The organism is Marinobacterium sediminicola, from assembly GCF_022343685.1.
In the GTDB taxonomy this organism is placed as follows: domain Bacteria; phylum Pseudomonadota; class Gammaproteobacteria; order Pseudomonadales; family Balneatricaceae; genus Marinobacterium; species Marinobacterium sediminicola.
This window is the reverse complement of sequence record NZ_CP092123.1, coordinates 1227537-1242200: the sequence shown is the minus strand read 5'-3', so window position 1 is coordinate 1242200 and position 14664 is coordinate 1227537. Positions and strand designations below refer to the sequence as shown.

The following is a 14664-nucleotide window of genomic DNA, read 5'->3' as shown; positions in this document are numbered from 1 at the left end:
ATCAGTCATCCAGCAGGCCAATCGCCCTGGCAGTGGCCTCGATCGGGCCGTAATCATCATTACTGGCCGGCACGAAGCTCTGACGCGGGAAACTGGCCAGCAGATCGGGGGCTTTCATCTCCAGCAGCGCGGCCCGCACCTTTTCCTTGAAGCCGGCGCCAAAGTGCGCGTCCACATCGCCACGTACCGTCCATTGGTAGTCGGGATAGGTTGGCGTAGTCCAGATCACCGTCACCTTGGATGGGTCGATCTTGCCCTCTTCCAGCTCCTTCTCCCAAACGGCATAGTTCACGGCCCCGACCTCATAAGCCCCGGCCTGAACCTGAGCGATGGTACGACTGTGATCACCCGAGAAACCGACGCGCCCGAAGATCGCCTCGGGAGCGGCACCAAAGTGCTCGCGCAGATAGAACTCCGGCATCAGGCGACCGGAAGTGGAGCCCTTGGAGCCAAAGGTAAAGGTCTTGCCCTTGAGCGCATCGCTCAGGCTGTCGCTCGGCGCCAACCCTGTGCGGGTGTTGGCAATGATGTAGCTCTTGAAAAACTGATCCTCGTAACCTTGCGCCAGCGCTTCTGAACCGGGCACCAAACGACGTGCCTGTACCCCGGACAAACCGCCAAACCAGGCCAGCTGCACCTGATTGTTGCGGAACGCCGTGATCGCCGCCGCATAGGACTTCACCGGGATGTACTTCACCTCGACACCCAGCTGTTCGGTCAGATAATCGGCCACCTTGCCAAACCGCTGCTGCAGGCGGGACTCGTCGGCGTCAGGAATCGCCGTAAACACAAAGGATTCAGCCTGGGCCCATGCAGGCAAAGCCAGCAGGACCAGCGCCATCATTCGACGAACAAAGGACATCAGCATTCCTCATCAGGTTGGATTCAAGGCGTGCACCAAGGGGGAAGCATAATACGAAGCAGGGCTGCGTTTGTCAGCGATAAAGCGCAGCCCAGATCAAAAAGGCAGCTCTGGCAAGAAGCAAACCTGCCCCTGAGGGTCAGGTATCAGACGCACAACAGCCACTCCCTTGCTGAACAGGCGGACAAGGCACTGTGCCATATGAACAGAAAACGCAGCAGTCGCCCGGCCTGGGCTTCAGTAACGCATGACAGGATTCACACTCGTAGAAATACAGACAGGCATCAGTGGGCATGATCTCTGTCTTGCGATGCCTACAGTGAGGGCATTCAATTGTGGATTCCAGAATCCAGCCGACCATTACACCCCCTCCTCAGTCCACTCAGCAGGCCTCAGAAAAACTGTACTTGGATACCCCTCGGCCCAGCCTAAGGCGAAGTAATCTCCCGTCAGGGGTAACCTAACTATAGAAGGTGTCTACTGTTCGTGGGTAACTCGGATGCATAACGCCGCCAGCATGCGCGGCCACAAAATGAAGACGAAGCCGCAATGTAGCAGGCATCGACGTGACTGGCCTGGTTAGATTGCAAATCCACTTTCACTCCAAATATTTGCGAGTAATGTAACGAAAGCCCACACTCCCATCATTACCCGAACTCTCTGAAATTTCCTAACCAACGATCTTTCCGAAACTGCAGCCAGATCAAGCTCAGAGAGGGAAATGGCACGCCCCTGATATTGGGACTGTAACTTGACCAGTTGTGTTTTTAATCGAAGGTAAATCAAAAAGATGGGGAAAAAGCCTAAGAGCATCCAATCACTGAGTGAAATCATCTCAAAATCAGCCAGGTCGAAGCTCCAGACGCCCACCAGGGTAACAGCTATGCCAGTGCCAACTAAAAATCGAAATATCCGAATTTCCTTCGCTCGGCAGTGGTCATCAGTAGCCATGAAAGCAACGATACCCCAGATAAAGACTGACACTAGTAGAGCGGTCATGTTTTCAATCTAACGCTTACAGCAGTTGGGCGTATTGCGCGCCAACTGCCTGTTTTTGTTAGCCGTAATATTACTCATGGTTTCCATTTAGCTTGCACATGAAAACGTTTAATGAGGTCTTGTATTTTGGGGCTTTCGCACCCTTCCTTAGCAATTACTGAGTGGACAGCTTCAGTGGCCTTAGTGCTACCAGCTTTAAGTATCTCCTGAGCTTGCTCCTGAGAAATGCCCGACTTTCTTTTCTGTATTTCTTGTAAAGTAAGTACGGTTACCATTTGGTAGTTCGCCAGGAATGAAGTTAGTTCTGATTTTTCAGGCTTGATACATTTACCAGCCGCTGCATTTGTTAGAGTGAAATGCTCAAACACCTTCAAGATATCTGTTTTTCCTGATGCGTTAACTGTTCCGCAGTACATCAGCAATAAAATTAGAACTATTTTCATAGGTACCATCCGTTGGTTTTTAGTGACGGCTAACGCCATCGTAAATTGACGAAAAAAGCGTAGCTTTTTTTGGTCAATTTCACGACCTTGTTATGCGTATCTTCTTCCGGAAACATAATCTCTAATAGCATATTGGAGCAGTATTTTATCCTGATATCGTAACCTATACTGTGCGGCCGAGCCTATTGGCTCTCTACATTTATATTTATAGGGCCCGGAAGGCTCCTTAGCTCCAATCATAGATCTATCGAACAAATCATCTAGTATTTTTGATGGGTTATCTGTCTTGATGCAATCTTGAATTATCTCCTTAGCTCTCTCGTAATCCAAGCCAGCATCATCACCAAATCCAGACTCTTTTGATATTTCCGCAAGAGCAACAAACAACTGCTCAATTTCGCTCTCTGTATAAAATGAAGAAAGCTCATTCTTCAATTCTTTCACCAGATTTTCAGAATACTGCTCTATTAGTGATTTCAATTCATTTCGCCCTAGTGGTAGAGGGTACGTACCATTTTCAAGAGGGGAAAACATTAGCAATAAATCACGAGGACGATAGAGAGTGTGATCAAGAAGGTGCTTGAAGGAAGATTTATTTGTGTTGTCATTCGTTTTGTCTACTAAACAATACCACGGATCCTCTTCATTACAAACAATAGCCTGGTTTTCAAGGGCGTTTCTAATTCTTTTGTTAATAAATTTTTTTATATTTAGATCAGACTCCTCACCATTCCGATAAACCTCATCTTGATACCATCTAATAAAAGCAGAGTATGACGAGAATATTTTTGCAGTGTCCGCATATTTTGAGGATATAAACTTTTCAAAGTCATCCCTGATAAGAACATATGCTTTTGCTTGGATGTTATTTTTTCCAAATATTTCGTTATTTATGCTTTTGCATGTTCTTATTAGCTCGACAACGTTATCAACAGTCTCTTGATTATTTATATTAAACCCAATATCAAGATCATCAAAGAATATAGCATATGAGTTTGTGTTATCTTTTTCAACGCGAGACTTTAAGACTTTTACTATCACCTCTTCCAAGTGAGGTAATAGCTTATAGAATGGTGCTCTGCTTTCCTTGAACTCAAATAGGCCGCTTAGCTTGCTCTTAATAAATCGCCTCAAAGGTTCCACATTTACTTCAAAGCCGTGTTTCCTGACAAGCTCATTGACCTGATTCTTATCTATATCTATAAAGCCAGAATTTTTCTTAACAAACTGCCGTAACAGCTCATACTCTTTGCTTTCCATTGCTGCTTCATTGAATGCAAAAAGTTTAATGATATTTGTGTAAATCAACCATTTAAATAGTTGTTCGCCTTTTATGGTGTAACCAGCCTCATCACCTAGCTGAACTAAATGCTCGAGGCTCACCTTATCTTTTCGAATGAACTCACAAAAAAGATTTGGATTCTCTTGAGCTAATAAGTACACATACTCTGCAAAAGCGCTTTTTCCACTTCCTTTGCGACCAATAATAATAAACTTTTCGTAAGAAAGCTGCTCCATCAAATTATGGTAATCCTCATACACATCCATGAGATTTACTCTTGATTGTGATGATGTTTCTGCCTCAGCCTCCGGAGCTCCCAAATATATGGATTGCCGCCTATTTCCAGTTAAAAATCCTTTAAATACCATCAGTATCTCCTATTGTGTGGGGCTGCATGGCGCATAACAGTCTGTTAATGAGGTCTTCGACCTCATAATAATTATTATCGGGTATACCTTTTAATTCCGACCTCTGCTCGGTAACTCCTTGAAACACAGAGACTTCAAACTTTGGCAACCGGATAAAAAGGTACTTTTCTCGACATCACGCCATCCAGCGGGTATAACGATTTGCATACATTTCATGGATGAGGTGTGGTACATGTCGAGTTCTCCTTTTCTCAAGTCCGTTGAGGACTTCATGCTGGTCCAGCGCTACAGCCGACGGACGATCAGCACTTATCTTTACTGGATAAAGTACTTCATTCTGTACAGCGGCAAGCGCCATCCTGCTCAACTACATGATGAAGACATCATCCGCTTTCTGACCTTTCTTGCCATTGAGCGCAATGTTTCTGGCGGCACCCAGGCACTGGCGCTGAACGCGATCGTGTTTCTCAAGACAAAGTTTCTTGGCCAAACGGTGGGCGATCTGTCCGGCTTCAGCCCGTCCCGTAAGCCGCGCAAGCTGCCTGTTGTGCTGACTAATAAGGAAGTGGCAGCACTTCTTGGCCAGCTGACTGGAGTCCACTATCTGATGGCAGCCATGTTGTACGGTTCGGGATTGCGACGTATAGAACTGGTTCGACTGAGAGTCCAGGATGTCGACTTCGACTACAGGCAAATTCGGGTGATTAACGGCAAAGGAGGAAAACACAGGCTGGTCACGCTTGCGGAGCAACTTTTGCCCATGTTGAGCCAGCAGGTAGAGCAGGTAGAAAACCATCTCAGGCAGGATTTGATGTGCGCGGGTTATGCGGGCGTTTGGCTGCCTGATGCACTTGCTCGCAAGTATCCCAATGCACCGTTTGAGTCTGGCTGGCATTATCTCTTCCCTGCTTCTCGCCTGAGTATTGACCCTGCCAGCAAACTCCTTCGCCGGCACCATTACGATGAGAGTAACCTGAACAAACTGATAAGAAAAGCGGCGCGTGATGCCGGCCTTCGAAAGCAGGTCTCATGCCATACTCTGCGGCATTCATTCGCAACACACTTGCTTCAGTCTGGGGTAGATATAAGGACGGTACAGCAGCAGCTTGGACATGCCGATGTGAAGACCACCGAGATCTATACGCATGTATTGAAACAGGGTGCCCAGGGCGTTCGAAGCCCGTTGAGCACACTGCAAGACTGACAGGCACAAAAAAGCCCGCATCAGCGGGCTTTTTCAACGACAACAAGGGGAATGTGATTACAGCTGCGTATGCAGGCCGCATTCACGCGTTTCGAGCGCCTTGGTCGGGTCGAAGTAGTCGTGCTCGTTGGGCAGGTTATGTTCAGCCAGGTAGGCGTCCATATCCGCTTCGCTCCAGTTGAACAGCGGCGCCACCTTGATGATGCCGTCCTTGCTCGCAGAGACGATATCCAGCGACTGACGGAACTCGGTCTGGTCCTTGCGGATGGCGTTCAACCAGAGGTCCGGCTTCAACTCTGCCAGCGCACGCTGGAAGGGTTCCAGTTTCACCTGACGGGTGAACTCCTCATGCTGAGGATCGTCAACATCCGGGATACCGCCCATCAGCACATTGCGGCGTGCGGCGCTCATCTCGGGGATGTAGGTGACGATGTTCAGGTTCAGGTCCTTGATCAGCTTCTCCGCAAAGCGGTAGGTGGCCGAGGTGTTATAACCGGAATCGACCCACAGCACCTTGATGTCGGGCTTGGCCTGCACGGCCATGTGCAGAATCACCGACTCATAGGGACGAAAGTTCGTGGTCACCAGCGGCTTGTCGCTGTTGGCAATTGCCCAGGCGACGATTTCCTGCGGGGTTTTACCGGCCAGTTCGGCGTTGGCGGCGGCCAGATCGATGCTCATTCCTGTTCTCCTTGTCAGCGTTGCGGATAGGCCGGACGTGCCAGAGAGGCGCCACCCTGGTAGCGCACGCTCATTTCGTCAAAGGCGTTCAGCACTTCCGGTGAGTAGCGGTCTTCCGGTACCAGCAGGGCATCAAAGCCGCAGATTTCCAGATAGGCCAGACGGTCACGGGTGACATCACCGATGGCACGCAGCTGACCCTTGTAACCGGCACGACGCAGCAGGCGTGCAATGCTGAAACCGCGACCATCGGTGAAGGCCGGGAATTCCACCACGATCAGCTCGACCTGACCGTTCAGTGCCAGCACCTGGTCCAGGTCGTCGTCGCCGTTTACCTGAACGCCGACTTCACGCCCCGCCAATGCGTCACGGTTTTCCTGCCACTGCGCCAGCGGCAGGATGATAGCGCCCTCAGAGGGAATCGCCTGATCCTCGGCAACAGTGACCCATTTGTCTTCAGCGACCGGGGTACGATTAATGATCAGCGGCATATACGGCCTCCTTAAACGGCTCTACTCCGACACGACGAACCACTTCCAGGAAGCTTTCGGCTTCTGAATCGCGCTGGTCGATGTACGTCAGCAAAATCTTTTCGATGGTGTTGGCCACTTCGTCAGCAGCGATGGACTTGCCCAGCACCTTACCCAGTGAGGCTTCCGCTTCGGATGAGCCACCCAGCGTGAACTGGTACCAGTCCTCGCCCTTCTTATCGACACCCAGGATACCGATATGACCCACGTGGTGGTGCGCACAGGCGTTGATGCAGCCTGACATGTTGAGACGGATCTCACCGATGTCGTGCATGTAGTCCACGTCTTCGAACTTCTCGTTGATCTGCTCAGCAATGTTCAGGGTTTTGGCGTTGGCCAGACTGCAGAAATCAAAACCGGGGCAGACAATCATGTCGGTCAGTGTGCCGATGTTCGGTCGCGCCAGGTTGTTGGCGTTGAGGATCTTCCACACTTCATGCAGATCACCCTGCTTCACATCCGCCAGCACCAGGTTCTGGTGATGCGTTGCACGGATCTCACCGAAGGAGAAGCGATCAGCCAGATCGGCAACCGCTTCCATCTGCAGATCGGTGATATCGCCCGGTGCCTTGAGGTATGGCTTCAGCGATACGACCACGATGCGATAACCCGGCACCTTGTGCTCAACGGTGTTGCGCTCGTACCAGATTCGGAACTCGTCGTTCTGGGCCAGATGCGCGTCCAGGGTGTTGTTGACTGCATCTGCGTCATACGCCGGCGGCGCGAACTGCGCTTTCACCTTGTCGATCTCTTCCTGTGACAGACGCAGGTCTGACTCACGAATTTCAGCCCACTCGGCTTCGACCTGCTCACGGAAAGCATCGATACCCATGGCGCTGACCAGGATCTTGATGCGCGCCTTGTACTTGTTGTCGCGTCGGCCATTAAGGTTGTAGACGCGAATGATCGCTTCCAGATAGGACAGCAGGTCCTGCGGGTCCAGGAAGGGGTTGATCTGCTTGCCGATAATCGGGGTACGGCCCAGACCGCCGCCGACCAGCACTTCAAAGCCGATCTGTCCGGCGTCGTTCTTCACCAGATGCAGGCCGATATCGTGTACCTGGGACGCAGCACGGTCTTCCGGACCACCGGTCACGGCGATCTTGAACTTGCGTGGCAGGTAAGCGAATTCAGGATGCAGCGTGGACCACTGACGGATGATTTCGCACCAGGGGCGCGGATCTTCCAGTTCGCTGGCAATCACACCGGCGTAAGGATCGGTGGTGGTGTTACGGATACAGTTGCCAGAGGTCTGGATGGCGTGCATCTGCACTTCAGCCAGTTCTGCCAGAATATCAGGCACCTCTTCCAGCTTCGGCCAGTTGTACTGAATGTTGGTACGCGTGGTGAAGTGGCCGTAGCCCTTGTCGTAGGTGCGGGCAATATGAGCCAGCTTGCGCATCTGGGTCGAGGACATCAGACCATAGGGAACGGCCACACGCAGCATCGGTGCCTGACGCTGTATATAAAGGCCATTCATCAAGCGCAGGGCACGGAACTCCTCATCGGGCAGTTCGCCTGCCAGATAGCGACGGGTCTGGTCGCGATACTGCGCCACCCGTTCGTCTACCAGCTTCTGGTCCACTTCGGTGTACTGGTACATGTCAGGTCAACCTTGTTATTAAGCGTCATTGAAACAGGGGGCCATGCTACCCATGCAGCTTTATAACGTAAAATACTAATTAATAATTTTGTTATTCCCCAATGGAACTAAAGACCTCAGCAGCCCAAGCGGCAAATAACAGCAGCCCTCTTATGCCTTTTGGCTCTATAAGAATTCATATATATTCTTTTTTATTTTATAACCTCCTCGGCATAATGCCGTTCAGTTATGAGCCCGTCCTTCTTTATACGAGCTCCAGGAAGCAACCAACCGTAAGAGTCGCACGATGAATCTGTTGCCGGAACACCGCCTGACCCATTTGAAACAGCTCGAAGCTGAAAGCATTCACATCATCCGCGAGGTGGCTGCAGAGTTCGACAATCCGGTCATGCTCTACTCCATCGGCAAGGACTCGTCCGTGATGCTGCACCTTGCACGCAAGGCATTCTTCCCGGGCAAGCCGCCTTTCCCGCTGCTGCACGTGGACACCACCTGGAAGTTCAAGGAGATGATCCAGTTCCGTGACCGAATGGCTGAAGAAGCCGGCATGGATCTGATCGTGCATATCAACCAGGAAGGCGTGGACATGGGCGTCGGCCCCTTCTCCCACGGTTCTGCCAAGCACACCGATATCATGAAGACCCAGGGCCTGAAGCAGGCACTGAACAAGTACAAGTTCGATGCTGCCTTCGGCGGTGCCCGTCGTGATGAAGAGAAATCCCGTGCCAAGGAGCGCGTGTTCTCTTTCCGTGACAAGCACCACCGCTGGGACCCGAAGAACCAGCGCCCTGAACTGTGGAACACTTACAACACCCGCGTGGACAAGGGCGAGAGTATCCGTGTCTTCCCGCTGTCCAACTGGACCGAACTGGATATCTGGCAGTACATCCATCTGGAGCAGATTCCGATTGTTCCGCTGTACTTCTCTGCCGTACGCCCGGTCGTTGAACGTGACGGCATGCTGATCATGGTCGATGACGAGCGCCTGCCGCTGGCAGACGGTGAAGTACCGATGATGAAGAATATCCGTTTCCGCACCCTGGGCTGCTACCCGCTGACCGGTGCCGTGGAATCCGATGCCGACACTCTGCCTGAGATCATTCAGGAGATGCTGTTGACCACTACATCGGAACGACAGGGCCGTGCCATCGACCATGACAGTGCCGGTTCCATGGAGCAGAAGAAGATCGAAGGTTACTTCTGATCTCAGTACACAAGCGGTTACAGCATTCATTGTGGCAGCCGGCCAGGACGCAGAACAACTCGACAGCAGCGCCGGCCAGGCTTCCACACACAGAACACGGGAAGAGATAAAATGTCACATCAATCCGATCTGATCGCCACCGACATCGATGCCTATCTGGACCAGCACGAGAACAAGGAGCTGCTGCGCTTCCTGACCTGCGGCAGCGTAGACGACGGTAAATCCACCCTGATCGGTCGTCTGCTGCACGATTCCAAGATGATCTATGAAGATCAGCTGGCAGCGATTCAGAACGACAGCAAGAAAGTCGGCACCACGGGTGAAGAAGTGGATCTGGCGCTGCTCGTGGACGGCCTGCAGGCAGAACGCGAACAGGGCATCACCATCGACGTAGCCTACCGTTATTTCTCTACGTCCAAGCGCAAGTTCATCATCGCCGACACCCCGGGACACGAACAGTACACCCGTAACATGGCGACCGGCGCGTCAACCTGCGACCTGGCGATCATCCTGATTGATGCGCGTCACGGCGTACAGGTACAGACCCGCCGCCACAGCTTCATCGTATCCCTGCTGGGCATCAAGCACACGCTGGTGGCGATCAACAAGATGGACCTGGTGGATTTCAGCCAGGAGCGCTTTGAAGAGATCAAGCAGGACTACCTGAAATTCGCTCAGGGTCTGGGCCTGAAAGACATCCACTTCACGCCGATCTCGGCGCTGAAGGGTGACAACGTGGTCAACCCGTCAGAGAACATGCCCTGGTATACCGGCGAATCCCTGATGCAGACGCTGGAAAACGTGGAAATTGCAGGCGACGCCAATTTTGACGAGCTGCGCTTCCCGGTGCAGTACGTCAACCGCCCGAACCTGAACTTCCGCGGCTACTGCGGCACCCTGAGCGCCGGTATCGTGCGTCCGGGTGACGAAGTCACTGTGCTGCCATCCGGCAAATCCAGCAAGGTGAAATCCATCGTAACCTTCGATGGCGACCTGCAGGAGGCCTTCGCGCCGATGTCGGTCACACTGACACTGGAAGACGAGATCGATATCTCCCGTGGCGATATCCTCGTACACAGCCATCAGGTGCCGGAAGTCACCTCCCGCTTCGGCGCTCATCTGGTGTGGATGTCCGAGCAGGAGCTGGTACCGGGTCGCAGCTATGAGATCAAGCTGGCCAGCACACGCACTGCGGGACGCGTCAACGCCATCCGTCACCGTATCGATGTGAACACGCTGGAGCAGACACCGGCAGCCACGCTCGGGCTTAACGAAATCGCTCAGGTCGAGATCACGCTTGAACGTCCGGTGGTGGCTGACGATTACCGTCGTCACAAGGGTACCGGTTCCTTCATCATCGTTGACCGCCTGACCAATGCCACCGTTGCTGCCGGCATGATTGAAGCGGCAACCACTGATGAAGCCGCCATCGAGTTGCAGGACCAGCCAGTCGTGACGACCGAACTGCGCGCCCAGCGCTGCGGTCAGACCGCTGCGCTGATCCGTCTGCAGGGAGGCAAGGATGAACTGCGCAACACCCTGATGTTCACGCTGGAGCAGCAGTTGTTCAATCGCGGACGCCTGCCACTGGCACTGACCGGCCAGAATGACGCTCAGGCGGAGGCACTGAAGGCCGCAGGCCTGTTGCTGCTGACCGATCAGGACCAGCCTGCTGCTGATCTGGTACTGGAACTGGATGGACTTCAGGACCTGACTCCAGCCGCACAGGTGAGCGCTCTGCTGCAGCAGATCGAACAAGCCGGACTGATCTGATCGGTCAACGACTGATCAACGGAAAACGCATAACCGGCCCATTGGGCCGGTTTCCGGCTCAGCGGTTGCCAGGCATCAACAGGCTGATCTATACCCTGAGGTTATAAATCCGGTAAAATTCAGCAGAATCTAATACGCCTTGCAGTGATATTTCTGCAAGGGTCGAGGCAATGACAGGGGCTATGACTGATTTTCTGCTCATCCTGATCAGCACCGTACTGGTGAACAATTTCGTCCTGGTACAGTTTCTGGGGCTCTGTCCCTTCATGGGTGTGTCCAACAAGCTGGAAACAGCGATGGGCATGTCGCTGGCCACCACCTTCGTTCTGACGCTGTCGTCGGTGTGCAGCTACCTGGTCTACTCGGCCCTGCTCAAACCCTTCGGGCTGGAGTACCTGCAGACGATTGCCTTTATTCTGGTAATCGCCGTCGTGGTGCAGTTCACGGAAATGGTGGTACACAAGACCAGCCCCATGCTGTACAAACTGCTGGGGATTTTCCTGCCCCTGATCACGACCAACTGCGCCGTTCTGGGTGTCGCGCTGCTGAACATCAAGAAGCAGAACGGTTTCATCGAGTCGATCGCCTATGGCTTTGGTGCGGCTGTCGGTTTCTCGTTGGCACTGGTGCTGTTCTCGGCGATTCGAGAGCGAGTGGCGGTTGCCGATGTACCCGTTCCCTTCCGCGGCGCGGCGATCGGCATGGTAACTGCCGGATTAATGTCGCTCGCATTCATGGGCTTTGCCGGCCTCGTGCAGTTCTGAGGCGGAGTGAGCAATGACCACTGTTATTACTGCAATTCTGATCCTGTTTGGCCTGGCGGTGGTGTTCGGCATCATCCTGGGCTACGCCTCGATTCGCTTCCGGGTTGAAGGCAACCCGATCGTTGACCAGATTGATGCCCTGCTGCCCCAGACCCAGTGCGGTCAGTGCGGCTACCCGGGCTGCCGCCCGTATGCGGAAGCAATCTCCAACGGTGACGCCATCAACAAATGCCCGCCCGGCGGCCAGAGCACCATTGAAGCCCTTGCCGATCTGCTGGATGTCGAAGCGATTCCGCTCGATGCCGAGCATGGCGAGGAACAGGCCAAAACCGTTGCCTTCATCCGTGAAGACGAGTGCATTGGCTGCACCAAGTGCATCCAGGCCTGCCCGGTTGACGCCATTCTGGGCGCAGCCAAGCAGATGCATACGGTCATCTCCAGTGAGTGCACCGGCTGTGACCTCTGTGTAGAACCCTGCCCCGTGGACTGTATCGATATGATTCCGGTGGAAACCACCATCGCCAACTGGAAGTGGCCGGCTCCGGCCGAATCGCGCAACCTGATCGCCACTGATCGTGGTCGTGGCGAGTTGCAGCAGCAGGAGGCTCACTGATGGGCAAGGTATTCGCATTCCACGGCGGCATTCATCCGCCTGAAAACAAGAAGCAATCCACACGCACGCCGATTCGCAAGGCACCATTGCCCAAGCTGCTCTATTTGCCATTGCAGCAGCACATCGGCATGGCCGCCAGTCCGCTGGTGAACATCGGCGATCGTGTACTCAAGGGCCAGATGATTGCCGAGCCGGTCGGCCGCATCAGTGCGTCCCTGCACGCACCAACATCAGGCATTATCCGCTCCATCGGCCCGCACCCGGTGCCCCATGCCTCCGGACTTGAATCGGATTGCATCGTCATCGAGAGTGACGGCCAGGACGAGTGGATCGAGCATCAGAGCATCGAGGACTACACCAAACTCGAACCCGGCACCCTCATCGAGCATATCCGCCGTTGCGGTATCGCCGGCATGGGCGGCGCCGGCTTTCCGACCGACGTCAAGCTTCACCTAGGCGACGATCACATCGTCAACACGCTGATCATCAACGCGGCCGAGTGTGAGCCCTACATTACCGCCGACGATATGTTGATGCGCGAGCGCGCTCACGAAATTCTTGGCGGTATTCGGATCATCAGCCACCTGCTCAAGCCCAGCCATATCATGATCGGCATCGAGGATAACAAGTCCCATGCGATTCATACACTGGAACAGGTGCTTAAGGGCTGCGAGCTGAATATCGATATCCGCGTGGTGCCGACCAAATACCCGTCCGGCGGCGAACGCCAGCTGATCAAGCTGCTGACGGACATAGAAGTCCCCAGCGGTCGCATTCCCGCCGACATCGGCATCGTATGCCAGAACATCGGCACCACAACCGCCATTTATCGTGCCGTACACCACGGTGAGCCACTGATCTCACGTGTCGTGACCGTGACCGGTGATGCCGTTGCTCAGCCGCAGAACCTGGAAGCGCTGATCGGCACCCCGTTTGCCGACCTGCTCGATGCAGCCAACGTCTACGAGAACAAACTCTACCGACTGGTGATGGGCGGACCGATGATGGGCGTAACCGTCGAGCACGATCAGATCCCGGTCATCAAGACCACCAACTGCATCATCGCTGCGACCATTGATGAAATGCCACCCGCTCCACCGGAGCAGGCATGCATTCGCTGTGGCATGTGTGAACAGGTGTGCCCGGCTGAACTGCTACCACAGCAGCTTTACTGGTTTTCCAAGGGGCGCGAATTCGACAAGGCGCGACACCACAACCTGTTTGATTGCATAGAATGCGGTGCCTGTGCCTATGTGTGCCCCAGCAGTATTCCGCTGGTTCAGTATTACCGCTTTGCCAAATCCGAAATCCGCACTGAAGAAGCGGAACAGCGCAAGGCCGACCATGCCCGCCAGCGCTTCGAAGCCCGCCAGGCGCGCCTGGAACGAGAAGAGGCCGAGAAGGAAGCACGTCGCAAGGCCCGTGCCGAAGAAGCCGCACGGGCTCAGCAGGCACGCAAGAACAATGAAAACGCTGCCGCAACGGCTGAACCGGCCCAGGACATTAGCGCCTTGAAAACCGCAGCAGCCGTGGCGCGAACCAAACTGAAAAAAGCCCAGAAGGCACTTGATGCAGCCCGCGAGAGTGGTGAAGGAGACATTTCTGCACTGGAAGCGGCTGTCCAGGCGGCGCAGACCAGCGCTGATCAGGCTCAAAAAGCGCTGGATAGCGCGGACAAGCCATCGGCCCCCACAGCACCTGCGGCAGGCGCCGATATCAAGCAGTTGAAAACGGCTGCCGCCGTAGCACGCACCAAGCTGAAGAAGGCACGAGACGCGCTTAAAAACGCTGAAGACAAGGGTTTGGATGGGCTCGACAAACTGCGGGCAACCCTGTCTACCCTGGAGCAGAAAGCCGAAGAGGCCGACAAGGCCTTCAAGGACGCCGAAAATGCTGCAAGCTCCTCAACGGAAGCGACACCTGCCGCTCCTGTCGACATGAAGGCACTGAAACAGCAGGTGTCGATCATGCGTACCAAGCTCAAGAAAGCTGAGGCCGCACTGGAAGGTCTTGAAGGTGATGAGCGCAGCCAGGCCGAACAGGCACTGGAAGAGCTGCGCCAGCGTCATGCTGAAGCCGATCAGGCCTTCAAGGCGGCAGAACAGGCTCAGATCGATGCCGCTGCAGCCCAGGGGGTCGATCTGAAGCAGCTCAAGATTGATGCTGCCATGGCTCGTGCAGCCGTGACCAAGCTGGAGCGGGCCCTGGCCAAGACCGAGGAAGAGCAGGAGCGTGCCTCTTTGGAAGCAGAGCTGGTGACGGCCCGTGACAAGGCCGAGCAGCTGAACAAAACCTTGCAGCAGCATGAGCCGGCCTGACGCCATGCTGACCGCACTTT

General features: G+C 54.0%; 14 protein-coding genes. 6 read left to right on the top strand and 8 right to left on the bottom strand.

Annotated elements, in window-relative coordinates; translation table 11 throughout:
- Position 1 precedes the first annotated feature (1 nt).
- The 5 genes from LN244_RS05760 to LN244_RS05745 all read right to left on the bottom strand — a co-directional run bounded on the left by LN244_RS05760 (position 2) and on the right by LN244_RS05745 (position 3954).
- The gene (locus LN244_RS05760) at positions 2–868 is read right to left on the bottom strand and encodes a putative selenate ABC transporter substrate-binding protein (RefSeq protein ID WP_408904454.1); all 867 of its coding nucleotides are present in this window, start codon (positions 866–868) and stop codon (positions 2–4) included.
- A gap of 133 nt (positions 869–1001) precedes the next feature.
- Complete coding sequence (locus LN244_RS16425; RefSeq protein WP_275424708.1) at positions 1002–1223, bottom strand: GDCCVxC domain-containing (seleno)protein; 222 nt, start codon at positions 1221–1223, stop codon at positions 1002–1004.
- A gap of 218 nt (positions 1224–1441) precedes the next feature.
- A complete protein-coding gene (locus tag LN244_RS05755; protein WP_239041892.1) occupies positions 1442–1813 on the bottom strand; it encodes a hypothetical protein in 372 nt (123 codons plus the stop codon).
- Positions 1814–1935: 122 nt separating this feature from the next.
- Positions 1936–2304, bottom strand: coding sequence for a hypothetical protein (locus LN244_RS05750; RefSeq protein WP_239041891.1), 369 nt, complete (start codon positions 2302–2304; stop codon positions 1936–1938).
- 90 nt (positions 2305–2394) lie between these two features.
- Positions 2395–3954 (bottom strand): P-loop ATPase, Sll1717 family, encoded by a 1560-nt coding sequence (locus LN244_RS05745; RefSeq protein ID WP_239041890.1) that lies wholly within the window; start codon positions 3952–3954, stop codon positions 2395–2397.
- Between the two features lie 214 nt (positions 3955–4168).
- Here LN244_RS05745 and LN244_RS05740 point away from each other — a divergent pair, with 214 nt between their 5' ends.
- Positions 4169–5158: an integron integrase gene (locus tag LN244_RS05740; RefSeq protein ID WP_338037886.1), complete on the top strand. Its 990-nt coding sequence runs from the start codon at positions 4169–4171 to the stop codon at positions 5156–5158.
- Between the two features lie 57 nt (positions 5159–5215).
- On the opposite strand, the gene LN244_RS05735 is transcribed toward LN244_RS05740, so the two are convergent.
- From LN244_RS05735 to LN244_RS05725, 3 genes are read right to left on the bottom strand one after another with little or no spacing between them, the layout of a single operon-like run.
- Positions 5216–5839: a phosphoadenosine phosphosulfate reductase domain-containing protein gene (locus tag LN244_RS05735; protein WP_239041889.1), complete on the bottom strand. Its 624-nt coding sequence runs from the start codon at positions 5837–5839 to the stop codon at positions 5216–5218.
- Between the two features lie 14 nt (positions 5840–5853).
- Positions 5854–6330 (bottom strand): DUF934 domain-containing protein, encoded by a 477-nt coding sequence (locus LN244_RS05730; RefSeq protein WP_239041888.1) that lies wholly within the window; start codon positions 6328–6330, stop codon positions 5854–5856.
- Positions 6314–7972, bottom strand: coding sequence for a nitrite/sulfite reductase (locus LN244_RS05725; RefSeq protein ID WP_239041887.1), 1659 nt, complete (start codon positions 7970–7972; stop codon positions 6314–6316). Before LN244_RS05725 ends, LN244_RS05730 begins: the two co-directional genes overlap by 17 nt.
- A 286-nt stretch (positions 7973–8258) precedes the next feature.
- Between LN244_RS05725 and cysD the strand changes: the two genes are divergently transcribed.
- The 5 genes from cysD to rsxC all read left to right on the top strand — a co-directional run bounded on the left by cysD (position 8259) and on the right by rsxC (position 14644).
- Complete coding sequence (gene cysD / locus LN244_RS05720; protein ID WP_408904453.1) at positions 8259–9176, top strand: sulfate adenylyltransferase subunit CysD; 918 nt, start codon at positions 8259–8261, stop codon at positions 9174–9176.
- A gap of 111 nt (positions 9177–9287) precedes the next feature.
- A complete protein-coding gene (gene cysN / locus LN244_RS05715) occupies positions 9288–10949 on the top strand; it encodes a sulfate adenylyltransferase subunit CysN (protein ID WP_239041886.1) in 1662 nt (553 codons plus the stop codon).
- A 182-nt stretch (positions 10950–11131) separates the two neighbouring features.
- Positions 11132–11713 (top strand): electron transport complex subunit RsxA, encoded by a 582-nt coding sequence (gene rsxA / locus LN244_RS05710; RefSeq protein WP_239041885.1) that lies wholly within the window; start codon positions 11132–11134, stop codon positions 11711–11713.
- A 13-nt stretch (positions 11714–11726) separates the two neighbouring features.
- Complete coding sequence (gene rsxB, locus LN244_RS05705; protein ID WP_239041884.1) at positions 11727–12326, top strand: electron transport complex subunit RsxB; 600 nt, start codon at positions 11727–11729, stop codon at positions 12324–12326.
- Complete coding sequence (rsxC, locus tag LN244_RS05700; protein ID WP_239041883.1) at positions 12326–14644, top strand: electron transport complex subunit RsxC; 2319 nt, start codon at positions 12326–12328, stop codon at positions 14642–14644. Before rsxB ends, rsxC begins: the two co-directional genes overlap by 1 nt.
- Positions 14645–14664: the final 20 nt, after the last annotated feature.

Bases quoted from the DNA above. Each gene is read 5' to 3' on its own strand.
- LN244_RS05760 (WP_408904454.1), bottom strand. From the start codon at position 868: ATGCTGATGTCCTTTGTTCGTCGAATGATGGCGCTGGTCCTGCTGGCT.
- LN244_RS16425 (WP_275424708.1), bottom strand. From the start codon at position 1,223: ATGGTCGGCTGGATTCTGGAATCCACAATTGAATGCCCTCACTGTAGG.
- LN244_RS05755 (WP_239041892.1), bottom strand. From the start codon at position 1,813: ATGGCTACTGATGACCACTGCCGAGCGAAGGAAATTCGGATATTTCGA.
- LN244_RS05750 (WP_239041891.1), bottom strand. From the start codon at position 2,304: ATGAAAATAGTTCTAATTTTATTGCTGATGTACTGCGGAACAGTTAAC.
- LN244_RS05745 (WP_239041890.1), bottom strand. From the start codon at position 3,954: ATGGTATTTAAAGGATTTTTAACTGGAAATAGGCGGCAATCCATATAT.
- LN244_RS05740 (WP_338037886.1), top strand. From the start codon at position 4,169: ATGGATGAGGTGTGGTACATGTCGAGTTCTCCTTTTCTCAAGTCCGTT.
- LN244_RS05735 (WP_239041889.1), bottom strand. From the start codon at position 5,839: ATGAGCATCGATCTGGCCGCCGCCAACGCCGAACTGGCCGGTAAAACC.
- LN244_RS05730 (WP_239041888.1), bottom strand. From the start codon at position 6,330: ATGCCGCTGATCATTAATCGTACCCCGGTCGCTGAAGACAAATGGGTC.
- LN244_RS05725 (WP_239041887.1), bottom strand. From the start codon at position 7,972: ATGTACCAGTACACCGAAGTGGACCAGAAGCTGGTAGACGAACGGGTG.
- cysD (WP_408904453.1), top strand. From the start codon at position 8,259: ATGAATCTGTTGCCGGAACACCGCCTGACCCATTTGAAACAGCTCGAA.
- cysN (WP_239041886.1), top strand. From the start codon at position 9,288: ATGTCACATCAATCCGATCTGATCGCCACCGACATCGATGCCTATCTG.
- rsxA (WP_239041885.1), top strand. From the start codon at position 11,132: ATGACTGATTTTCTGCTCATCCTGATCAGCACCGTACTGGTGAACAAT.
- rsxB (WP_239041884.1), top strand. From the start codon at position 11,727: ATGACCACTGTTATTACTGCAATTCTGATCCTGTTTGGCCTGGCGGTG.
- rsxC (WP_239041883.1), top strand. From the start codon at position 12,326: ATGGGCAAGGTATTCGCATTCCACGGCGGCATTCATCCGCCTGAAAAC.